Raw genomic sequence first — 23,190 nt, 5'->3', positions numbered from 1 at the left:
GTGGGAAGATGAGGGAGAAATCAATTCAAATTCAAAAACTTCTGCCTTCTGCCTTCTGCTTCCTGCCTCCTGCCCAATCCCTACGGCAATTCTACCGAAGTTGGTTTAGCGATATGTGGTAAACCCCAACCTAACTTTTCTCGCAAAATTCGGAAAAACTCAGGCGGTTGCAGGCGAATAAATCGGGCACTATATTGCGATCGCTCCATATATACTCGATCTTCTGGTAAGATATAGCACCCTCCATTACCATCTACTACCATTACCAGCCGAGGAATATTGACTGGGTAGATATTGACCGATTCAGTATCTGGAAATACTAATGCTCTAGAAGCTAAGGAATGGGGACAAATGGGTACTAGCTGTAAAACAGGTACACCAGGAGTTACCACTGGACCACCAGCACTCAATGAGTAAGCTGTAGAACCAGTAGGCGTGGAAACAATCACACCATCTGCGGCAATATCTACTGGTGCATGACGCCCTATGGCAATTTCAAAATGGCACATAGAGGTCAAAGGTTCCCGGTGTAGAACCATTTCATTCAAGCATAGGGCTTCCCATAGCACTGAATCATCCCGAAACACTTTGACATTGAGCATTGCTCGTTCTTCAATTTCATACTCACCTGCCATTGCCTGTTCTAGTGCTTGGGGCAATTGATTCAGGAAAGTTTCCGTCAAAAATCCCATGTGGCCAGTATTCACTGTTAGCAGTGGAATACCACAAGGGGCTACTTGACGAGACGCTGCCAGAACAGTGCCGTCTCCCCCTAATACCACTGCAAACTCCATATCTGAATCAAAACCAGGGGGTGTCAGACCGTCAATGGGAGTGTGGCACACAGGACTCTCCGGGTTAGGGTAGCCCAATATCCCACCGATACTCGATGTGATACATACATTCCAACCGGCTGCGGTTAGCTTGTCTTTCAACTCAATAGCGACACGGCCCGCTATCGGTTTAACGTCATTGTAGATAATGCCTGCTTTCGGCACACTCAAATATCCAAGTTTAGGCGATGCTCTGTATTATGTAATCGTTACACATTTTGGTCATGTAGTCATTAATCTAGAGTCAAAGATCCAAAGTCTAGGGTTTTACGACTAATGTCTGTTTCGTAATGACTATTGACTATTAGCTTTTGAAGACTGTTTAAAAGGAGTTTTTTTAGGTTTTTGCTTTTTATTTTTATTTTTCTGGTAGTCTACTTCTTTGAGTTTCTTCATTATTCGGCTGAAGTACTCTTGGAGATAACTTTCTAGGGTTGTGGTTTGTTGTGGATCTAAACCAAACACTGTGTATACTTCATCCATTGAAGCATTTAACTGTTTACCACTAGCCAATACTTCTGTAAAGGCTAGCCTGTCTGCTACGTTCCATCCCCACTGAAAGAATCGCATTATGCCCCGTACAGCACGCAGTAAGTTTATTGGCATCCGCGTTACTCTGGCATCTTTTCCAGATAAGCGTTCGCACAGGTTGATAATTTCTTCTGCACTCCATGCACGAGTACCGACTACAGGAAAAGCTTGGTTTTCCGTTTCTGGTACACTCAATGCTCGGATTGCAAACTTAGCAATGTCCTGAGTGTCCATATAGGCGATGGGAGAAGAATTACCTGTTACCCAAACTGGCTGTCCTTCCAGAATGGGAATCCCATACTGACCAATTAAACCTTGCATAAACCCAGCTAGCCGCAAGATGGTATAGTTCAACCCTGACTCAGCCAAGAATAGTTCTGTACACCGCTTAATTTCCATTAGCGGCACTTCTGGGTATTTATCAGCATCTAAAATTGAAAAGAAGATAAAACGCTCGACACCCGCGGCTTTTGCTGCTTGAATCAATGCTACTTTGCCTTCCCAGTCCACTTGTTTGATACTTAGTGAATCTGTAGGGCGAGAGGTTGAGGCATCAATAACTTGGGTTACACCAACTAAAGCTTCCGCTAAAGTGTCGGGGTAACGCAAATTTCCGGGGACGACTTCTGCACCCCATTCTTTGAGAAAAGCTGCTTTTTTACTGCTGCGGACAAGACAGCGTACTTTATATCCCTCATCGATAGCACGACGAGCCACTTGTCTTCCTAAGGTGCCAGTGGCACCGACGATTAATAATGTCATGAGGGTTGTAATAAATTTTAATGTTTTATGAAAAGAATGTTATCAGAATAACCTATGCAAACAAAAGTTTACATCTTTTCTCAGAAAATCAATTTATTTGGATAGACTCATGGGAAAATAGCTGTCCGATTAACGGACAAGCTTTTTTCTCATGTTGATGAAAAGGGAACAGGGAGTAGGGAATGGGAGAATAATAACTCCTAACTCAGCACTCAGCACGGGCTAAACGCCCCGCTACCGCTAACAGCACTCAGCACTCAATCATTCTTCTGTGCCTTGAATTTTCAGTAACAACGCGCCCAAGCCCCAGCCTACGAAGATTAAACCGAAAGACAATAGAGCTGCATTCAAAATTTCGCCGCCCATTAGTGTGATTCTCCTTATGCAAATTGGTGTGTAAACTAGGTCTAGCAGAAGCTTTTCAACACTTGCTAGGATTAGACCTGTGTAAACAATTTTAAACTAGTTTAGCAGGTAATCCCTACTTGCTTAGGGGGCAATCCCTAGTATTAAGGAGAGATGGGTAAATTGGAAAATTTTGATAATAATAATTATGAAGAGTTTTTATGTATCAAAATAATCAAGATGGTTTAATAAATTTTGTGAAAGAGAATCGTCCGCGTTTGGCGCTGACGCTGGGAGATCCGGCGGGGATTGGGCCGGAGGTGATTTTGAAAGCTTTAGCCGATCCAGAAATTCGTAAAAAATATGACGTTACAGTAGTGGGTAACGGAGATTTGCTGGCAGAGATTTATTACAAACTGAATTTAACTGAGAATTTAGTAGCTTTGGCAAATCCAGATGAGTTGTTAGTCAGCGATGTACAGTTGGATGGAAAAATTAAAGATCAAATTATTTCAGGAATAGGTAATGCAGCCAGTGGTGCGGCTAGTTTTGCGTATATGGAATATGCGATCGCTCAAACACTGGCTGGTAAATTTGATGGTATTGTCACGGGGCCGATCGCTAAATCTGCTTGGAAAGCCGCAGGATATAATTATCCAGGGCAAACGGAACTTTTGGCACAAAAATCAGGTGTTGACCGTTTTGGGATGTTATTTGTAGCGCGATCGCCTCATACTAATTGGACACTCCGCGCTTTACTTGCAACCACACATATTCCCCTGCGTCAAGTAGCCGATGTGTTGACACCGCAGTTGTTGACACAAAAACTGGACTTGCTGGTGGAGTGTTTAGAAAAAGATTTTGGTATATATAGAGGGAGAATTGCGATCGCCGGGTTGAATCCCCATAGTGGCGAACAGGGACAACTTGGACATGAAGAACAAGATTGGTTAATTCCCTGGTTAGAGCAAGAGCGACAAAACCGACCACAATTGCAGTTAGATGGGCCGATACCGCCAGATACAATGTGGGTTAAACCTGGTCAAGCTTGGTATGGAAATTCTTTAGTACAAAATCCCGCTGATGGCTACTTGGCACTTTACCACGACCAAGGCTTAATTCCTGTGAAGCTGATGGCATTTGATCGGGCAGTTAATACTTCTATAGGTCTTCCTTTCGTTCGCACTTCACCCGACCACGGAACAGCGTTTGATATTGCGGGTAAAGGAATTGCTGATGCTACGAGTATGAAAGCAGCAATACATTTAGCGGCTGAGTTAGTTAGTCAAAGATTGGCTAAAAAAAATAATGAATAGTTTTTAAGTACAGCTTTGCTTAAAATCGTCAAGGCAAGGCCAAATCAGTTCCCAACATGGTTCAGTTAAGTATTTCTTTTTTATCTCAGGTTGTTTGCACCTCTGTAGTAGTTTTAAAAATTAGTGTTCTCGTCGGGCGCTTCAAACTTGTAACCATAGCCTCGCACAGTTTTAATAAACTCCGGTATACTGGGGTCGACTTCCATCTTTTTGCGAAGCTGACCAATATGCACATCAACCACGCGGCCATCTCCTACGTAATCGCAACCCCAGATTTTTTGGATTAGCTGTGGACGACTCCAAGCCTGATTAGGATGACTTGCCAAAAAATGTAAGATATTAAATTCTAGTGCTGTTAAGGCAAGAGTTTTATCGTTAAGTGTTACCTCGCGGGCCTCTGGATTAATTACTAGCTGCTTAAAAACGATACGTTGTGTTGGGGAGGGATTGATGTAGCGTATCCGCCTCAAAAGAGCTTCTACTCTAACTTCAACTTCTGCAAGACTAAATGGTTTAGTCATGAAATCATCAGCACCTGCGCTTAAGATTTTAATTTTATCAGCCTCGTCAGTCCTACTAGTCAGTATTAGCACTAAAACATTAGTACGACTTTGCATTTCTTGGCAAAGGTTATAACCAGTAACATCCGGCAAATTCCAATCTAGAATTACTAAAGCTGGGTTGAATTGCTCAAACAACGATAAGGCAGTCCTACCATCTGCTGCCGACTCTATTTGATATTTTCGGCTTAAAAAACGATAGACGAGATTTCGGACACCGAAGTCGTCATCAACGATTAGAATTTTGGGAGTAGTAGCAGTAACCATAACCATAATGCTGTCTGTTGTAAATTGGGCGATTTGCTGTTGTGCCAGCTTAACTTTACGTGTTTTTGTTGAGTACCATCGCTACTGTAGTACTTGTGTACATTTGATTTTCCATGAAGCCGATCGCAACCTCAGCCATCATCATGCCGATAAAATTTATAATTATGGCATTATTTTTGCATAATTTTGAATTTGTATTGTATAATTCTAAATTTTTACATTTGGAATAAGTGTAATTAAAAACCATCTCCGTAATCGCAAACAGTCAAAAGACACATCCAGAAGCGACGGCAATTGCTACAAGTTTAAAAGAATAAGCACTCCCTGATTCATTAGGTCTATATAAAGGCTCACAAACTAACTTATCAGCCAATCTAGATTTTCAACTCCTACTTACTCGACTGTACTATAACCAATAAGTATGATCTTTTGAAGAAGGTCTACGAAAATCTACCCTAGTGCATTTACATGTAGTTGCTCTCTTAAGCATATACTATACTACAAGTTTCAACCTGAGCTATGACAAGCCCAGGACTGAAAGCATCGCTAGAAGGTATATAGGGCGTCGAAACCAGTTTTAACAGACAAAAGCAACAGCAAAAAGAATTGCTTTAGCAATATACTATGATGTCAATAAATTGCTGGGAGCTTGTTTAAATAGTACTGCTGACAGCAGAATTCAGGAGTAAAACACCCTTTATATTTGGGTAACAGATTTAGCTTGTGTACCTCACAAACTTCTAATCTGCTGTATATAAATCTACAAGTTTAGCAGGAAATTGAGGAGATATTATTATTAGCGATCGCTGATATTGAAAAGGTATCAATTACTATATTCATAGCTAAATACTTTTAATTTTAAACTAATATTTTTTTCACTTTATGAGTAATTTAGTAAAATTAAAAATGTTTAAATTACTGAAATACCAGAAACCAAAAATTAAATATATTCAATTATATTCATTAAAAAAGTTGTCTGTTCATAGTCTCAAATGGCGTTATTTACAATTGATTAATTGGTATAAATTTTCGGATAGCTCCATCTACCATAGGAGATAGTTTGAGAATATTCATACCAGAGAAAGAGCAATTAAATATCTTCAATTCGCTAAATTGCTATTAGTATCGTGAGTAAGGGAAAATTATGGTTAATAATTTAGTAGGCGGCATCATTCCCCCACAACCACCAATAGAATCACAAACTGATGCTCATACCCTCAAGAGTCGTCTGGAATGGGGTGAGCCAGCTTTTACAATCCTCGATGTGCGCGATCGCCAGACCTTCAACGAAGGTCACATTATGGGAGCAATGCCAATGCCAGCAGATGAATTGGTAGCGCGTGCAGTACCTTCTTTGGATAAGAGCCGTGATATTTACATTTACGGCGCCAACGATCAAGAAACTGCCCAAGCCGCACAACAACTGCGTTCTAATGGATTTGAGCATGTCTCCCAACTCAAAGGTGGTCTTGCCGCATGGAAGGCGATCGGTGGCCCAACAGAAGGAATTATTGAATCAAAAACTCCCCCAGGCGCAGATGACTACAATGTTGTAGATCGGCTAAAAAACCACCAAGAAAATCTGCAAAAGGGCGGTACTAGCGCCACGGAATCCATTAAACAGGGAGCAAGTAACCTTAAGGAAGGCATTCAAGAAGGAGCCAGTAACCTTAAAGAAGGTATTCAAGAGCAAGCAAGCAACCTCAAAGAAGGCATTCAAGAGGGAGCAAGTAACATCAAGGAAGCTGCTAGTGAATCTAAAACTCCTGGAGACAGCAATGATTCCAATGTTGGCTCTTAGGCAAAAATACAGCAGAATTCAGAATTCAGGAGCGGAGCCGGAGATGCTCCGCCTCCGGTCAGAATCCAGAAGTAAAACAGACTTTATACATACCTGGTTTTAAGACGAATCTTTGTGTACAACACTTTCCTTGAAATCTGCTGTAACTTAGTATGAGGGTTTGTAGTAAGCACTTTAGTGCTTGGAAAATAACGACTTTAGTCCTTACTACGAACTTGCTTACCTATCAATTTCAGCTTGACGTATCACTAGTTGGGATTGACGAACAATAAAAATTTTTTGTCACAATTCCCCACTCCCTACTTCTCATTCCTATTCTATTAGTGTTCAAATATATCCTTGAATTGCAACAAATCTAAGGAAACTATCGTTGGTAGAAACTCAAAACATTCTTGAGCAATTAGCCAACGTTCTTCTCGTTTGAGCATTTGTATTAGCTTCTGCTGCACGCTAAGTAAATAGCGCACATCATTGGCAGCATAACTTAGTTGAGCTTCAGATAAGCTAACGGCGTTACCCCAATCAGAACTTTGAGAGCTTTTATCTAGTTCCACTTGTTCTAACTCTTGCACTACATCTTTGAGTCCGTGGCGATTTGTGTAAGTACGGGCTAATTTACTGGCAATTTTGGTGCAAAAAATTGGCCCTACCTGAATCCCCAGATTGGCTCGCAAAGTGGCCAAGTCAAATCGAGCAAAGTGAAACACTTTCACAACATTGACTGCTTCCAAGAGTTTTTTTAAATTGGGGGCGTCAGCTTGCCCTTTGGCTATACGGATTGCAGTCACTTTCCCTTCTGGATTGCACAGCTGGACCAGACACAAGCGATCGCGCAGCGGCAATAATCCCATTGTTTCTGTATCAACTGCGATCGCTGTAGATTCTAAATACTGGTTAAGGGCTGCGTCACTGAGGTCGCGATCGCTCACCTGAAAATCTGATAATGTCATCAATTGTTCAAAAATAATAGCAGTGTCCAGCAGAAAAAAGTCTTGTCAGACACTACATTATTATTGTGCAAAAAAATCAAAAATTAAATCTACCTAGCCCGAAAAAACAGTTGTGTTAGGTAGACTTCGCCTTGATTATTAGTAGCAACGCCAATTCCAGTCAGGTTGTAATTCCCTTTAAGGTTCTTTAGGTGTCCAGGACTTTTGATCCAGCCACTAACAGCTTCCTCCACGGGGTTGCTATATCCCCGGTTAAAAGCTACATTTTCCGCTGCACTGTTGTAGCGAATAGGGATAGCTTTAACTCGCCCTTCAAATCCCTGATGGCTAAATGGGGTTTTGCCTTTAGCCATATTTTGACTATGAATTCTGGCCTGTCGAGTTAAATTTGTATTTAAAGTCAACTTTGGCAGTCCTTTAGAAACCCGATATCGATTAATTTGGTCAAATACTGATTTTTCTAGTTCAGTAGTTTTAAAAGTAGGAGTCGATATTGCAGCCTGACTAGAAAAAAGCGACAACAGCTTATTACGGGTGGATGTATTCGTAGAAGTATGATTTGGTATCGGAGCAGTCGTTAATCCACTAGCAAGGACAAGCGCACTTAAAGCGATGCCAAAAGCAGTTTGTCGGAACATGGAGAATTGCGTAATGTGTAGAGATATAAGACTTCTACTCTACCTTATTGTTCCGAAGATATATACCACAATACTATTAAGTAATGATGAATTTCGGCAATTTGGCTACATCCTTTACAAGTAACACAAACAATCATTTCCAATTATCACTACTTTAATCGATCGGCTTCATGAAAATCACGGTTAATTTTGCTAATAATTTCAGATTTTCATGAATTATCAAGCAAAAGCTTTACTAACAGGTTAAAGTCTGGGGAATTTGAGAAAAAACCTCAACTTTACCAAATTTAACGCTGTGTGCAATTTTTACTCAAACCTAATCTCCTTGCCTAATAATAAGGAATGGGTAGAATTCAAAGCCTTTCTCTATTTGCAGCAGAGAGCAATGGAAGTGAGGTCAGAATATTAAGTTGCACATCGCGTCAAACCTATGAGCGAATGAATATTTGTGTGAAGTAGATTGCGCCTTGACTGTTTTTGGCGACACCAATCCCCGTCAAATTATAATTACCTCTGATATTGGCAAGATGCCCTGGACTTTTGAGCCAGCCTTGAACAGCCATTGTGGCAGGATCGCTATATCCCTGGTTGTAAGCAACATTTTCAGCACCTCCTCTGTAAGAAATACCGGTTGCATTAAGACGTTGTGAAAATCCATTATGTCCAAAGGGAACAGTACCATTAGCCATGTTCTTACTATGAATCCTGGCTTGATTATCGATGGCAGAATTACGAGTCAGCGCTGGTAGCCCTTGGGAAACTCTGTAGTTATTGATTTGGTTAAAAATTGACTGTTCTATAGCAGCAGTGTCCATGCTATTTGCTGCAACTTGATTAGTGTTATTCGATACATTGGAAGGTACTGGCGTACAAGCTGGATTTGTTCCAGAAGTAGCGATCGCTCCACTACTGAGAGCAATAGTGCCTAAAGCAACACTGTAAACTATTTGTTTGATCATTTGTTGGCAGTAAAGTTTTAGACAATGTAACCAACGAATATCAATGTGACAAACTGCTTATAGGTCTAAATAGCTCTATTTTTAGGATTTTTTGCTCAAAAACTACTAGCAAACGTTTAAATACATGATTTGACGCAAAAATACTACTGTTTAATCAATAGTCGTCTTTTATCACTAGTATGATTCTTTTTATCCCAGATTCCGTATTTAGACTGTCCTATAGTGTAATCACTAGACTTTTTTTGAATTTATGAGTTCTATCTGATGCTTATTTATCTTCATAAACTCAGCTATTTTACTGTACTTAAGTATATTAAATAGCTTTTTTATATCAAAAAAGCAGTAAAAACCGATTGTAATAGTTGAAGATGCAGAATGTCGGATAAAAAATGGCTGGATTTATTCAGCCAAATTTCTACGTAATTTAAACTAGGCTTATTTAAGTGGTTCTAACTCTTCCTGTATCACACGCAACACCCGTGCAATATATTCTGCACGCCACTGTTCCCGTTCCTTGCTTACTTTCACATCCGGCTCGTAAGCTTCAATCTCACTAGCCGATAAAATACCTTTCACCTCTAGCAACCGTTCAATGGTGTCTAGCCGCTCATGCAGGACGGACACTTCACCAGTCAAAGCCATGACGATCGTTAACAATTTATCAGTTTGCGAATTTTCTAAGTAAACAGGTCGTTTACCCTTGGCTATTTTTGTCATCCTGATACCAATTCTCCAAAAATAAAACTAGACATACAAAATGAGGAAAGCCAGATAAAATCTGACTTTCTCAATGACGAATTACGTTAGCGTAGCAGGCCATAGCCGATTACGAACTTGTACTGAGCGTAGCCGAAGTATTACGAAACTTTCTCTGCTTACTTAGTTGCAGCAACGAGAAACCAAGTGCCTTGGGTGGCTGAGTTACGATTTTTAACCAGGCCATTAGTTTCTTTTGCTCTCCATGCCCCATTTGGGACAAATTTCTCGAATGTCTTATCTGCTGAAAAACCAGCCTCAGTAACTAGCGGCACCAAATCTAAATCGCGTACAGCACTCCAAAAGGGTTCGTTGTTGTTAACGGTTTCCCCATCAGACATAAACTGTGTATAAAGATCCATGTGATGATACAGGGGTGCTTCCAGATGAATCATCATGCCACCAGGAGCTAGTAGACGATAAGACTCTTGCATAACTTTACGCACAGATGACGGGGGGATTTCATGTAGCAAAATGTGAGAAACCACTAAGTCAAATGATTCATCGGGGAAGTTAGTATGTTCGGCATTTTGCTGAGAGAAGTGTACCCGTTTTCCCAAGGCTTCGGCTCTTGCATGAGCATAACGCAGGATAGATGCACCTATATCGATGGCATGCACTTCTGCATCTGCGAAACCATCGACATAAGGTAATGTGCTATTGCCAATAGAACATCCCATATCGAGGATTTTTCTCGGTCGAAAATTGGGAAACTCTGCTAAAAGGTAGTTTTGGACTATAGATAGCCCCATATCATCGTTGAGCGGCCCCAACCAACCTAGTCCATAAACGTAAGCGCCGCGATCATAGGTTGCACCAGCTGCGACATCATCAGCAGTGAATTCACTGTGATATCCTCCGGGCATACAGTGAATGTCTACAGCCTTTTGATAAGCAGGTATTTGAAAATTTGGGTCGAGGGTTAAAGTACCCAGTTCACCACCTTTATCTTTGGCACGCTCAATCAACTCTGGCAGTTGTCTGTCAACGTTGGCATTTACAGCATCCCATAACATTTCCTGGCTGATGCGCTTGAGGGCATTAGTCCAGCGATAATAGGGTTGGTGCTGCATTACTTCCCGAATTTCATAACGATTCTGGGGAGGACGCTGATGTTCTTGTTCAAACTTCGGCTTCGCTAGTTTTTCATAAACTTCCTTATTACCAGGAAGGATATTCCTGAAAATGTGCATTCTCATAGTTTGCACAAAGTTTTGGCGTGCCAACTCGTCATGAGTGGGTTGCGGTAACATTGGGTGTTGGAATTGTTGATCCATTATTGTTTTTTCCCAGATATTTTATGTAGATTTACCCTGGATACAATAACTTGGCTACCGTTTGTACATCTTTGTCACCACGTCCAGAGCAGTTAATTACAATCCGAGGACTGTCGGTTAGTTGAGGACAGAGGGTTTCGAGGTAAGCGATCGCATGGGCTGTTTCCAATGCTGGGATAATCCCCTCCAATTTCGACAATCGCTGGAATGCCGCCAAAGCTTCTGCATCCGTCACACTATAGTATTCAGCGCGACCAGTATCCTTCAAATAGCTATGTTCTGGGCCCACGCCGGGATAATCTAACCCCGCACTAATCGAGTGTGCCTCAATGATTTGTCCATCTTCATCTTGCAGTAGGTAGCTCATGGCTCCGTGCAATACACCAATCCGTCCTTTTGTCAAGGTTGCGGCGTGTTTTTCGGTATTGACACCTTCCCCGGCTGCCTCAATCCCAATGAAGCGTATAGAAGACTCATTTATAAACTCATAGAATAGTCCCATCGCATTGGAACCACCACCGACACAAGCCAAGAGAATATCAGGTAATCCACCCCACTTTTCCATTGCTTGGGCGCGGGTTTCTTCGCCGATTACTGCATGGAAATCACGTACCATCATTGGGTAAGGATGAGGCCCTGCTACCGAACCCAGGATGTAGTGAGTAGTTTCCACATTTGTCACCCAATCTCGGATTGCTTCCGAAGTAGCATCCTTCAAAGTTCCGGTTCCCGCCTCTACCGGACGCACTTCTGCCCCCATCAGCCGCATTCTAAAAACATTCAAAGCTTGGCGTTCCATGTCCTGAACGCCCATATAAATTACGCATTCCAGCCCAAAACGCGCACAAACTGTGGCTGTAGCAACTCCATGTTGTCCGGCACCCGTTTCAGCAATAATCCGCTGTTTACCCATGCGTTTCGCCAACAATACCTGACCAAGGGCATTATTGATTTTGTGAGCGCCAGTATGATTTAAATCTTCACGTTTTAAGTAAATTTGTGGCCCGGTACCATCGGGTCGGGCATAATGAGCAGTCAGGCGTTCAGCAAAATACAATGGTGTCGCACGTCCTACATAGTCCCGTAACAACTGCTGTAGTTCTGCTTGAAAACCAGGGTCATTGCGATATTGCTGATAAGCTGTTTCTAATTCAGCTAGGGCAGGCATGAGCGTTTCAGGTACATACTTACCGCCAAAGCGTCCGAAGCGGCCTAGCGTATCTGGAACCTGAGCAGTTGAACTTGGAGATAGGGGAGTGGTAGTCACAGGCTGTTTTTGATGACGGGACTGACTTAATTATTATAGAAAAGTCTGAAGCATATCTGGGGAATGGGGAGGAAGTAGGGGGCAGCACTTCGGCTACGCTCTGTTACCGAGGGGCAGAGGAGCAGAGGTGCAGGGGGGCAGAGGGGAATAATAAATAACAATATATTTGCCTTGAAGAGAAAACAGGGCTTATGCAAACTAATAGTTAAAACCCTGATTTTTAAGTAGGGGCAATTTATGAATTGCCCCTGAGTGCGTGTGCCTAAGTTTTATAGAAAATGGGGCTTGGAGATTAGGTTTCGCGTTAGCAGCTTATTAACCTAATGCGGACTTTAAATCACTTTCCGCTTGTGCTAACGCATCTGGTAATTTACTTGCATCGCGTCCGCCGGCTTGGGCTAAGTTCGGCCTTCCGCCGCCACCTCCGCCGCAGATTTTAGCGATCGCACCTACAAATTTACCAGCTTGCAAACCTTTTTTGTTCACTTCTGAACTAAAAGCTGCAACTATACTAACTTTCCCTTCTTCTGGAACAGAACCCAGTACCACCGCACCGTTACCGATTTTTTGCAACAAGCGTTCGGCTGCGGTTTTCAATGATTCTGGATCGACATCTTCTAATTGGGCGACAATAATTTTATGATCGCCTACGCTTTCTGCTGTTTGTAGTAAGCTGTCTGATTTAGCGATCGCTAGCTGTACCTTTAAGGTTTCTAATTCCTTCTGGCTATTTCTCAGTTCGCTTTGCAGACTTGTGATTCTGTCTGGTAATTCTTCGGGTTTCACTTTAAAGCGATCGCTCAAATCTTTAACTACTTTATCGCGCAGATTGAGATAATCGAGTATTGCTGGCCCCGAAACACCTTCAATCCGCCGCACCCCAGAAGCCACGCCAGCTTCCGAGATAATCTTGAAGACGCCAATTTCAGCAGTATTACTTACGTGAGTTCCACCGCATAGTTCCATTGATACGCTAGGAAAGTCAATCACGCGCACTTCCTCTCCGTACTTTTCGCCAAACATGGCAACAGCACCCCTAGCTTTTGCCTCAGCTAAAGGTAATACTTCTACCTTTGCAGCATGAGCCTCAGCAATCCAACTGTTCACCTGTTCCTCAACTTGTTGAACTTCCTCTGCTGTCAACGCACGGGGACAGTTGAAGTCAAAGCGCAACCTATCAAAGGAAACTAGAGAACCTGCTTGAGATATGCCTTCATCAACAATTTTCTTCAATGCCGCTTGCAATAGGTGCGTTGCGGTATGGTTAGCTTGAGCGCGACGGCGACAAGCCGGATCGATTTGGGCGGTGACGCGATCGCCTACGCGCAGTGTACCGCGTTCGATGCGTCCGAAGTGAACAAAGAAATCAGATTCTTTCTTCACGTCTTCTACCCGAACTACGATACCATCACCAGAGATATAACCGCGATCGCCGATTTGTCCCCCAGATTCAGCATAAAATGGCGTTTTATCAAGGACAATTTGCACTTCTGTTCCCGCTTCTGCTTCCTCTTGGGAAACACCTTCTACCAAAATCGCTTCGACTTTTGCAGTTGCCGCAGGTTGGGTATATCCGATAAATTCCGTAGCGTGGATGTGTTCTGCTAATTTGTCGAGGGAACCTTGCACAGTTAAATCGATGGTTTCATGTGCGGCTTTGGCACGTTCCACCTGCTTTTGCATTTCGGCATCAAATCCAGCTTCATCGACTGTGAGATTATTTTCTTCAGCAACTTCTTGAGTAAGTTCGAGGGGAAATCCGTATGTATCGTAAAGAGTAAATGCACTCTCACCGCTAATTTGAGTTTCCCCTCGCTGTTTCACCTCTTGGATGATTTCTTCTAGGAGTTTTTCGCCTCTATCCAGAGTTCTGAGGAAATTCGATTCTTCCCGTTGCAACTCAGCTTTAATTGCTGCTTCTCGTTGGCGCACATTGGGGTAAGCTGATTCCGAAAGAGCGATCGCAGTTTCGGCAACTTGGGTAGTAAATTCGCCAGAAATCCCAATTAATCGCCCATGACGCACTACCCGCCGAATTAATCGCCGCAGCACATAACCCCGTCCTACGTTGGAAGCGCGAATTTCATCGGCGATCATGTGGACAACAGAACGAATGTGATCACCAATCACTTTTAGAGAAACTTTGGTTTTCTCATCACTGCTGTGGTAATCAATGCCAGCAATTTGCGCTGCTGTTTGGATAATTGGAAAAATCAGGTCAGTTTCGTAGTTATTGGGTACTTTTTGGAGGATTTGCGCTATTCTCTCCAAACCCATGCCGGTGTCGATATTCTTGTTTTGCAGTGGCGTTAAATTCCCGGACGCATCCCGGTTATATTGCATGAAGACGAGGTTGTAAAACTCAATAAACCGGGAATCGTCTTCTAAATCTATATTTTCGTCACCGCGTTCTGGGTGGAAGTCGTAATAAATTTCTGAACAAGGGCCACAAGGGCCAGTAGGGCCAGATGCCCAAAAGTTATCATCTTCGCCCAAGCGTTTAATTCTCGCTATCGGCACACCGATTTGATCGCGCCAAATTCCAAAGGCTTCATCATCATCTTTAAAAACGCTGACGACGAGATTTTGTGGGGAAATGCCAAAGACTTGTGTGGAGATTTCCCAACCCCAAGCGATCGCTTGTTCTTTAAAATAATCACCAAAGCTGAAATTGCCCAGCATCTCAAAAAACGTCTGATGCCGTTTGGTGCGTCCGACATTTTCGATATCGTTGGTGCGGATACACTTTTGCGAAGTCGTAGCCCGTTTAAATTCTGGTGTGCGCTGCCCTAAGAATATTGGCTTAAATGGTAGCATCCCCGCGATCGTCAGCAGCACGGTTGGATCTTCTGGCACGAGGGAGGCACTTGGGAGAATTTGGTGTTCCCGTTGGGCAAAGAAGTCGAGAAATATGTTGCGAATTTCGTTACCGCTTAGGTACTGGGGATTTGAAGACATAGGTGTTTTTAACTTTAGACTTTAGAATTTCGACTTGGGCGTAGCGGCACTAAGTAGGTGTATTTTCATAAATAGCTTTATATATTCTTGCATTTTGTTTAATATTACTGCCAGCGAATTCTGTAAGTGAGTGACATATATGCAGTTACTAGGATGCTATTAGGCTAATGCCTGACCTTGGCAAGATGCACATAAGCGTAGCCCCTCGTAGACATAGTATTCAGCTGCTTAAGATTAATCATTAAGAAATACTTTAAAATTCCCATACTGAGGTAGCAAATGGCACTAAAACTGAAAGTATCAAATATTCCTTTTGGGGGATGCATAGAAATAATTACTTAGTATAGGCACGTTATGGAACCTAAAGCCAAAGTGGATGTAGATGTTAACGCTAAAACTGTCACGGTAGAGTCGGAAGCTTCTGAGGAGTCAATCAAACAAGTAATTGTTGCTGGTCACGCTATAGAAGGTTATTGATCTGATTCCAGCTTTTCACAGAAGTTTAGATTTTAATATCTCAGGCGACGCAAACAAAATTTTTTATATTTTTTCCGCCCGTAGAAGGGCTGAATCGAAATAATTTTCCCCAAGTAGGGGCAGGTTTTGACATCAAGTTTTTATTTAGCTTTGTTTTCCCGATATATGATGTTGCAGCAAATAAAAAAGATGTGAATTAAGTAAATAGATAAATACAGATAAAGTGTAGGCAGAAATCTTTTATTTTGACTGTCAACGCATTGTTTAATTTTGGTTCATTCTCAGTTAAATTATAAATTTTCACCTGACAATATCTGTCTTTATTTGGAGGGACTATTAGCTCCAAAGAGCTACTGTACATTGCAGTAGGTAGTTTTGCTCTATATTTTTATATGCGGTTTAAATACTTTCTTAATATTTGGTAAGAGCCTAGTTCTTAAAGAAAAAGGCTAAAAAACTTTATGGAAAATGACATTTTTCATTACATAATAAAATTTTGGATTTAATAATTCAATGGAAAAATTTTATATCTTCTTTGTTTTTCTATTTGAGAATAAATTTATCTGCCTGATGCAATGGTTATTGCAAACTATTTATTTCGGTAATTCCATCAGGGAAATAGTACTTAAGAAACTACAGCAAGAGTTTTTAGCCATTAAATAATATTCAGTATTTTTACTGTTTTAAAAATAAACTGTAAAGAAGACATTAGTTGTTATAAATGAATTTTTCCGAAACGGTAGTAGTAGATTAGTAACAAATATAAATTCTGAAAATGAGATTTAATTTGGAAATGTACTGTTTAATCGATGCTCAAAAAACAAGATGTCAAAAAATATAATTTAGCCGGAAGCATCATATTTAGTATTAGACAACAAGAGTAGTAGTTACCCAAGTGAATTTATTTAAAACTTAAATAGGATAAAAAATAAAGCAATGAATATTTCTATTCTGATCTTTGGAAAAAATAATTTTATCGCTACACTTCCAGATCAGATCCGTTATGCGACTGCTTTTAGTATAGAAGTTATGGACAATTTGGATCAAGCAGTATCGCGGATTAAAACAACACCCCCCGATATAATCCTGGTACAGGCTAGCCTGGATAGCAGTATGGAACTCTGCGGTTGGTTGAAAGAACAGACAAAACTATCGTGGATATACTGTATTCTCTTCGAGGATCGTTCTCAACAGTTGAATGATAGAAATAAGGGTTGGCACAGGGAATTAGAAATGAGTGCTGCGGCCCTAAAGCAAGGAGCCGATGCATATATTTGGCATCTTATTGAAGAAAAAACAGACTATAGCTTGGCAGAGTTGACTGCCAATCATGGATTAATACTTGCTCAATTGACAGTTGGTTTGCGGAAAGCACAAAAATACCGAGATTTGATTCGGACAAATGATATGTTATCTGCGATCGCCTTAGCAGATTCGTTGACAGAATTAAATAATCGTCGGGCTTTAGAATGGGACTTACCCAGACAAATTCAAAGAGCCAGGACTCAAAAAACTTCCCTGAGCTTGATTATTCTGGATGTAGATCATTTTAAGAAAGTTAACGATACTCATGGGCATTTAGTAGGCGATCGCATTTTGCAAGTATTATGTCAGCGCTTGCGCCACAATCTGCGCTGTCAAGATACAGCATTCCGCTATGGTGGCGAAGAATTTGTAATTCTTCTAGCTAACACTACCGATGAGGAAGCACTATTAGTAGCCCGTCGTCTCAATCGCGTAGTCAGCGACGAACCATTTGCACTCAACAATAAACTGACAATTAATGTCACCATTAGTTTGGGTACAGCCTCTCTACAAGCTGAGGATGATGAGAAAGGAGAGAGTTTGCTATATCGTGCCGATCAATGTCTGTTACAGGCTAAAAATTCTGGGCGTAATCGGGTGATTAACTCCAGCTACCTATCTCATCATGGCTCACATTTGAAAGTTGTTTCTTCGTGAAAGTTAGAAGCGTGCTGACACGTAAAGCCCATGTAGAGAAAACCCGTAGAGAGAACACAAAACGATAGTCTTTCAGGGATATCTCTGTATCCGTAGGTAATCCAAATTTTTCTGGTTTGGCAGGTTTAAAATGTATGGTGTCACTCAAAAGATATTTATGACCCTAACCCTGAACTTGCCACCAGAATTAGAACAGTATCTTGCATAACAAGCTAAAGAGCAAGGGCTTTCTGTTGAAACATATACTGTGCAGATTTTGCAAGAATATATTCTGCCAAAAGAGAAACAGTCTAAATTGGACAACTCAAAAATCTATTGATTGTCCACATCTGTAAATATAGATTTTAAATCCCGATAACCGCTAATTACCCGCACAATTACAACACTATCTTTAAAAACTCGATAAAAAATAATGTAACCATCTAAGGGTATTCCTCTAAGGCTTGGATCAAAATTGGCGTAGCTTCGTCCTATATTCGGGAATTGAGCTATGTTTTGGCACTTCTTATTAAATCCTTGAATAAATCTTTCCCCTGCGTTGATATTGCGAACTAGAAAATAATCCAAAATTTCATCTAAATCTTGGCTTGCTTCTTTGGCAATAAAATATTCCATTATCCTTGAGTCTCACGCGCTTTGCGTAACTTTTCTGAGAGTCGCGTCATCACCACTTCACCATCTATTACGTCTCCACGTTCAATAGAAGCAAGCCCAACAGCTATTTTTTTCTGGGTTTCTTCTTCCCATTGCTGATAACCCTTCTCCCATTCTTCCAGCAGTTTCAACGCTTTAACAATCACATCTTCAGCATTTTCATATCTACCTGTAGCAATTCGAGTTTGTATAAATTGCTCGTATTCCGCCTTAAGTTGGATGTTCATAATTAGCGTTTGAAATTAGCTCTAAAATAGTCTGATGGAAATAGTGAAACCCAACATTATATTAGGTTAACGTTGGGTTTGACAGAATTTAACTGCCTTGATTCGGCGGTATTTGTTCAGGTGGCGTTTCCGCAGGGGGAGCTAGTACCGCATCCGGTGCAATTTCTTCTACGGGAATCGGTCGCTTATCCTCAATTTCAAAATCTGGTTGCGCTGCTTCCACCAATTCAGGAGATGGAGGATGTGGTGGAATCGCTTCTGGTACACTCTCAGTTTTTGCTTCGGTTTCGGTAGTAACTGTCTCCTCTGCTGGTGGTTCTGGTATGACAATAGTTTTGTCAATAATCTCAACAGCAGGTTTCTCTGATATTACAGAGATAATATCTTCAGGTTTGGGGGTTGTGGGTGTCTTTTTACTCACAGTCTGTTGCACTTTGTCTTTTGCGCCACTGAAGGTACTACCAAGACCTTTTTGCAACTGGCCCAGCCGTTCCTGAAGGGACAACTTATTCACCTGTTCTTGAATGCCAGTTTTTACCGTCTCAGCACTGGGTACTTGGGTTTGTTGTGCCTGTGGAGTCAATTGCCGACGTAATGATATAGTTTGCCAGCCAAACCAGACCAAAAGAGCCACACTAGCCACATGACCGAGCAACAAACCCCCAGTAATGCGTGGCGCAAACACCCATAAGACTAAAGCGTAGAATAATCCTACGCCACTCCAGATAAAGTCATTCTTGCGGTGGATTTCTGGGAAAAAGAAAGCTGCTATGTAGATGGCTAAACTACCAAGACCCACTACCAAAGCTAGGACAAATGCCAGCATTATTTGGTTACTCCTTACTGCGTCCTTTGATTATTTCAATTTTGCAAATTTTGGCAGTCAATTGTTGATTTAGATACAATTTAAAATCAATTATCCCTGTTAGTTGTGGATTTTTGTCATTTATTCAAGTCTTAAGGTCTTCTTTAGGGGAGAACGGAAAATATCGGACTACCCTTAAAGTAAAAGGATCTGCAAGAGTTAGCCAGAAATTTTTTATGACACTACAAAGCTTTGGTGTGATTGGATTAGCCGTTATGGGTGAGAACATCGCTCTAAACGTGGAGCGCAATGGCTTCCCAATTGCAGTTTACAACCGCTCCCGAGAAAAAACGGATGCGTTTATGGCGCAGCGTGCGCCAGGACGGAACGTCAAAGCCGCCTTTACTCTAGAAGAATTCGTTGCCTTATTGGAACGTCCCCGCAAAATTCTAGTAATGGTGCAAGCTGGTAAGCCAGTGGATGCGGTAATTGCTCAACTAAAACCTTTGTTAGACGAAGGCGATATCATTATCGACGGTGGCAACTCTTGGTTTGAAGATACGGAACGACGCACTCAAGAATTAGAACCCGCAGGGCTTCGGTATCTTGGTATGGGTGTTAGTGGCGGTGAAGAAGGAGCGCTAAATGGGCCTTCACTGATGCCTGGAGGTACAACAAGCTCTTACGAGTTTCTATCGCCAATTTTCAACAAAATTGCTGCCCAAGTCGATGATGGCCCTTGTGTAACCTACATTGGCCCTGGTGGTTCTGGTCACTATGTCAAAATGGTACACAACGGCATTGAGTACGGCGATATGCAGCTAATTGCTGAAGCCTACGACTTGCTGAAAAATGTCGCTGGATTAGACCATAATCAGCTACATGAGGTGTTTGCGGAATGGAACACCACTGATGAACTCGATTCATTTTTGATTGAGATTACGAAGAATATCTTCCCATATCTTGACCCAGAAACAAATAAACCCCTGGTGGATTTGATTGTTGACGCAGCAGGTCAAAAGGGAACTGGACGCTGGACTGTGCAAACTGCATTGGAATTGGGAGTTTCTATTCCTACAATTACAGCAGCAGTTAATGCCCGGATTATCTCTTCGATTAAAGAGGAGCGGGTTGCAGCATCTAAAGTCCTCACAGGCCCCAGTGGCAAGTATGACGGGCAAACCAAGGACTTTATCAACAAAGTACGCGATGCTCTCTATTGCTCAAAAATTTGTTCTTATGCTCAAGGGATGGCGTTGCTATCCACAGCTTCAAAAACATATAACTGGAATTTGGATCTGGGCGAAATGGCGCGGATTTGGAAAGGTGGTTGTATTATTCGCGCTCGCTTTTTGAATAAGATTAAAAAGGCTTTTAGCGAAAATCCAGCTTTGCCTAACTTGCTGTTAGCTCCTGAATTTAAGCAGACAATTCTCGACAGACAGACTGCTTGGCGGGAAGTGATTGCAACAGCTGCAACATTGGGAATTCCAGTACCCGCATTTAGCGCATCCTTGGATTATTTTGACAGCTATCGCCGCGATCGCTTGCCCCAAAACCTAACTCAAGCACAACGCGACTACTTCGGCGCACATACCTACTTGCGTCTTGATAAGCCCGGAACTTTCCATACTGAATGGGTACCCATTGCTGAAGCCCAGAAGTAAGCTTTTGGACATCTGTATCAGAATATTGTGAAAGGTTAGTCAGTTTCAAAATACAGTTTTAGAAGTGGCTCTGAGTTTCAGAGCCACTTTTTTTTAACGTAGACACCATAGCAAAGTGCTGAGTGCTGAGTGCCGAGTGCTGAATAAAAACCCAGTCGTTTCAAGTTTTTGAGCAATCAACACTGTCCTAATTTATGTGACTACGGCTATAAAGAAACAAACTGTAGAGACGCAAAGAATTCAGTTTTCTATTTTTTATTAATTTTAGGGGTTATTATTACCAAGATATTTAGCTTTTAATTCTTCTAACTCTTCATCTATTTTACTTTTACTATTAGGCTGAGATGTAGGATTTGGTGGCTGTATTTTATTGGGTTGAGGTTTGCTGTTACCCATAAATTGGGTTTTCATTTCTTCTAATTCCCGATCGAGTTGACTAGGAGATTTCGATACAAAATTGGGTGAAGAATTTGGTGACGATTGAGAGATAGGTTTTGCTGCAATCGCTGGTGATGCTACTGGCGAGTATTTATTTAAGTCTTTGAGAACTTCGTCTACTGTTTGATAACGCCGAATCGGGATACTTTCTAGCATCTTGTTGAGAATGCGGCTCAACTCATTACTGACGGGAGTTTGCAAGTATTGCTGCCATACCCAAGTATCGTTGTTAGTATCATAAGAATCGAAGGGCGATCGCACTGTTAATAAATTAATACAAGTCGCACCCAAGCTATAAATATCGCTAGCGAAAATAGCTTTACCTCTCATTTGTTCAGGGGCAACATATTCTGGACTACCAATACTAGTACCAGTTTTATTTAAGGCAGCACCAGTGGTAGATTTAGCAGCCCCAAAATCTACTAATACTAGTTTGCGATCGCCATTGCTCTCACGAATAATATTTTCTGGCTTAATATCGCGGTGAATTACGTGTCTGGCATGACAAAATTGCAAAACTGACAATAAATCGTTTAATAGTTGCCAGATTTGCGTTTCACTAAAAGCACCTTTATGTGCTAATTCCTGGGCTAAGTTTTCCCCGTCGATAAATTCTTGTACAAGATACTGCCGATTTTCTTGGGTAAAATATGCCAGTAATTCGGGAATCTGCGGATGTTTGCCCAATTCATCTAACTGCACCGCTTCTTGGTTAAATAACTCTACAGCTTTTGCCAGAGTGCTAGTGCCTTGAGATTGGGGATAAAATTGCTTAATTACGCAGCGTGGTTTTGAGGGTTTATCCTCATCCACAGCTAAAAAGGTTTTGCCAAAACCACCTTGTCCGATTGGTTTGACAGCACGGTAACGTTCTTTGAGGAGTAACTTGGTACCACAAGTCCGGCAAAAATTGACATCATCAGGATTTTCGGGCTTGGGACAATGGGGATTAAGGCAGTAGCTCATACAGGCGATCGCTCTTATATCTCTATATTTTCCTCTGTCCCAGGCAAAAGGGTGTAATCAATAAATTTTGGATTTGTGTCACGCAGAAGGGGTAAAAGCGGGTGAAAGAACGATTAACTAAAAGAATATGAATCATAGTACACTATCCCACTTCTAAGAAACCAGATTTTGTGAGGACTGAGGAATCAACTCAAAACCAAAAGCCTGGGCTTTTTTGTGGAGATTATTAACCATTCGCTCACGATAACGTTGCTCATAATAATTCATCCCAGGATCGGTATAATCTCCTCCGGTCGTCCAAAGTTTGTAAAAAATCCGGGCAATCTTATGAGCGGTAGCAGTAATAGCTTTAGGAGAGCCAAGTCGAGAACGTAAGCGACGATAAAACGCACCCAAAGCAGAATGACTTTTGCCGGCAGTTTGTGCTGCTATACGGAAAGCATTGGCGGCGCGGTTGACTACAAGACGAGTTTGAGAACTTTTAATTTTGCCACCAGTAATGCGTCAACCGCTTTTGTCACTCTCCGAAAACAAAAATCAAATGGAAAGTGCAAGGGTTTTGAGACTCTAGAGATTATAGCCTTGCACTTTTTTGTAGAAAAAAGCTTCAACCCCTTATCTGGACTAGATTACACTTTTATTCAGCAAGCCCTACTTAATTCTGATTACTGAATCGGTGTTCTAGGGGGTAAAAGCACAATATCAGGTTCTCTCTGTGCCGCCGTTGAAGTCGGCTGTACCTGCAATCTGCCAGTCTTGATCAGCCACCTGGGT

Annotated in this window: 20 protein-coding genes and 2 pseudogenes; 6 read left to right on the top strand and 16 right to left on the bottom strand. The window is 41.7% G+C overall.

Annotated features, from left to right (window positions below):
* Positions 1-80: 80 nt before the first annotated feature.
* The 3 genes from RMY27_RS11875 to RMY27_RS11865 all read right to left on the bottom strand — a co-directional run bounded on the left by RMY27_RS11875 (position 81) and on the right by RMY27_RS11865 (position 2,492).
* Entirely contained in the window at positions 81-998 is a 918-nt protein-coding gene (locus RMY27_RS11875) for an NAD(+) kinase (RefSeq protein WP_322663367.1), read from the bottom strand.
* A gap of 129 nt (positions 999-1,127) precedes the next feature.
* Complete coding sequence (locus RMY27_RS11870) at positions 1,128-2,126, bottom strand: SDR family oxidoreductase (RefSeq protein ID WP_322663364.1); 999 nt, start codon at positions 2,124-2,126, stop codon at positions 1,128-1,130.
* A 261-nt stretch (positions 2,127-2,387) separates the two neighbouring features.
* A complete protein-coding gene (locus tag RMY27_RS11865) occupies positions 2,388-2,492 on the bottom strand; it encodes a PetM family cytochrome b6-f complex subunit 7 (RefSeq protein WP_094344256.1) in 105 nt (34 codons plus the stop codon).
* A 200-nt stretch (positions 2,493-2,692) separates the two neighbouring features.
* On the opposite strand from RMY27_RS11865, the gene pdxA reads away from it, so the two are divergent.
* On the top strand, positions 2,693-3,787 hold the full coding sequence (pdxA, locus tag RMY27_RS11860) for a 4-hydroxythreonine-4-phosphate dehydrogenase PdxA (protein ID WP_322663362.1): 1,095 nt from the start codon (positions 2,693-2,695) through the stop codon (positions 3,785-3,787).
* Between the two features lie 113 nt (positions 3,788-3,900).
* On the opposite strand, the gene RMY27_RS11855 is transcribed toward pdxA, so the two are convergent.
* Positions 3,901-4,620 carry a response regulator transcription factor gene (locus RMY27_RS11855; RefSeq protein ID WP_322663359.1) on the bottom strand — a complete coding sequence of 240 codons (720 nt, stop codon included), beginning with the start codon at positions 4,618-4,620 and terminating at the stop codon, positions 3,901-3,903.
* Position 4,621: 1 nt separating this feature from the next.
* On the opposite strand from RMY27_RS11855, the gene RMY27_RS11850 reads away from it, so the two are divergent.
* Positions 4,622-4,798, top strand: a complete 177-nt coding sequence (locus RMY27_RS11850) for a hypothetical protein (RefSeq protein WP_322663357.1) — start codon at positions 4,622-4,624, stop codon at positions 4,796-4,798.
* A 960-nt stretch (positions 4,799-5,758) separates the two neighbouring features.
* Positions 5,759-6,205, top strand: a pseudogene (locus RMY27_RS11845) (rhodanese-like domain-containing protein); the annotation flags it as partial.
* Between the two features lie 530 nt (positions 6,206-6,735).
* Here RMY27_RS11845 and RMY27_RS11840 read toward each other — a convergent pair.
* The 7 genes from RMY27_RS11840 to alaS all read right to left on the bottom strand — a co-directional run bounded on the left by RMY27_RS11840 (position 6,736) and on the right by alaS (position 15,220).
* Positions 6,736-7,365: a ribonuclease D gene (locus RMY27_RS11840; protein WP_322663356.1), complete on the bottom strand. Its 630-nt coding sequence runs from the start codon at positions 7,363-7,365 to the stop codon at positions 6,736-6,738.
* Positions 7,366-7,454: 89 nt separating this feature from the next.
* A complete protein-coding gene (locus tag RMY27_RS11835) occupies positions 7,455-8,003 on the bottom strand; it encodes a CAP domain-containing protein (protein WP_322663354.1) in 549 nt (182 codons plus the stop codon).
* Positions 8,004-8,431: 428 nt separating this feature from the next.
* The gene (locus RMY27_RS11830; protein ID WP_322663352.1) at positions 8,432-8,962 is read right to left on the bottom strand and encodes a CAP domain-containing protein; all 531 of its coding nucleotides are present in this window, start codon (positions 8,960-8,962) and stop codon (positions 8,432-8,434) included.
* A gap of 435 nt (positions 8,963-9,397) precedes the next feature.
* On the bottom strand, positions 9,398-9,679 hold the full coding sequence (locus tag RMY27_RS11825) for a hypothetical protein (protein ID WP_322663350.1): 282 nt from the start codon (positions 9,677-9,679) through the stop codon (positions 9,398-9,400).
* A 158-nt stretch (positions 9,680-9,837) separates the two neighbouring features.
* Positions 9,838-10,995: a class I SAM-dependent methyltransferase gene (locus tag RMY27_RS11820; RefSeq protein ID WP_322663348.1), complete on the bottom strand. Its 1,158-nt coding sequence runs from the start codon at positions 10,993-10,995 to the stop codon at positions 9,838-9,840.
* 31 nt (positions 10,996-11,026) lie between these two features.
* Complete coding sequence (trpB, locus tag RMY27_RS11815; RefSeq protein ID WP_322663346.1) at positions 11,027-12,262, bottom strand: tryptophan synthase subunit beta; 1,236 nt, start codon at positions 12,260-12,262, stop codon at positions 11,027-11,029.
* A 315-nt stretch (positions 12,263-12,577) separates the two neighbouring features.
* A complete protein-coding gene (gene alaS, locus RMY27_RS11810) occupies positions 12,578-15,220 on the bottom strand; it encodes an alanine--tRNA ligase (protein WP_322663344.1) in 2,643 nt (880 codons plus the stop codon).
* A gap of 279 nt (positions 15,221-15,499) precedes the next feature.
* Between alaS and RMY27_RS11805 the strand changes: the two are divergent.
* Positions 15,500-15,697, top strand: a pseudogene (locus tag RMY27_RS11805) (copper chaperone).
* A 936-nt stretch (positions 15,698-16,633) separates the two neighbouring features.
* Positions 16,634-17,659 carry a diguanylate cyclase gene (locus RMY27_RS11800; RefSeq protein WP_322663342.1) on the top strand — a complete coding sequence of 342 codons (1,026 nt, stop codon included), beginning with the start codon at positions 16,634-16,636 and terminating at the stop codon, positions 17,657-17,659.
* 312 nt (positions 17,660-17,971) lie between these two features.
* Here RMY27_RS11800 and RMY27_RS11795 read toward each other — a convergent pair whose 3' ends face one another.
* The 3 genes from RMY27_RS11795 to RMY27_RS11785 form a co-directional block, all read right to left on the bottom strand.
* Positions 17,972-18,274 carry a type II toxin-antitoxin system RelE/ParE family toxin gene (locus tag RMY27_RS11795; RefSeq protein ID WP_322663340.1) on the bottom strand — a complete coding sequence of 101 codons (303 nt, stop codon included), beginning with the start codon at positions 18,272-18,274 and terminating at the stop codon, positions 17,972-17,974.
* The gene (locus RMY27_RS11790) at positions 18,274-18,540 is read right to left on the bottom strand and encodes a type II toxin-antitoxin system ParD family antitoxin (RefSeq protein WP_322663338.1); all 267 of its coding nucleotides are present in this window, start codon (positions 18,538-18,540) and stop codon (positions 18,274-18,276) included. Before RMY27_RS11790 ends, RMY27_RS11795 begins: the two co-directional genes overlap by 1 nt.
* 88 nt (positions 18,541-18,628) lie before the next feature.
* Complete coding sequence (locus tag RMY27_RS11785) at positions 18,629-19,366, bottom strand: Ycf66 family protein (protein ID WP_322663336.1); 738 nt, start codon at positions 19,364-19,366, stop codon at positions 18,629-18,631.
* A gap of 215 nt (positions 19,367-19,581) precedes the next feature.
* On the opposite strand from RMY27_RS11785, the gene gndA reads away from it, so the two are divergent.
* A complete protein-coding gene (gene gndA / locus RMY27_RS11780; RefSeq protein ID WP_322663334.1) occupies positions 19,582-21,012 on the top strand; it encodes an NADP-dependent phosphogluconate dehydrogenase in 1,431 nt (476 codons plus the stop codon).
* Positions 21,013-21,276: 264 nt separating this feature from the next.
* On the opposite strand, the gene RMY27_RS11775 is transcribed toward gndA, so the two are convergent.
* Both RMY27_RS11775 and RMY27_RS11770 read right to left on the bottom strand, forming a co-directional pair.
* Positions 21,277-22,416, bottom strand: coding sequence for a serine/threonine-protein kinase (locus RMY27_RS11775; protein WP_322663331.1), 1,140 nt, complete (start codon positions 22,414-22,416; stop codon positions 21,277-21,279).
* A 153-nt stretch (positions 22,417-22,569) separates the two neighbouring features.
* Complete coding sequence (locus RMY27_RS11770) at positions 22,570-22,812, bottom strand: hypothetical protein (RefSeq protein ID WP_322663329.1); 243 nt, start codon at positions 22,810-22,812, stop codon at positions 22,570-22,572.
* Positions 22,813-23,190: the final 378 nt, after the last annotated feature.

The sequence above is a fragment of the Nostoc sp. DedQUE09 genome (assembly GCF_034530915.1).
Lineage (GTDB): Bacteria > Cyanobacteriota > Cyanobacteriia > Cyanobacteriales > Nostocaceae > Nostoc.
This window is presented reverse-complemented; position numbering and strand designations above follow the sequence as displayed.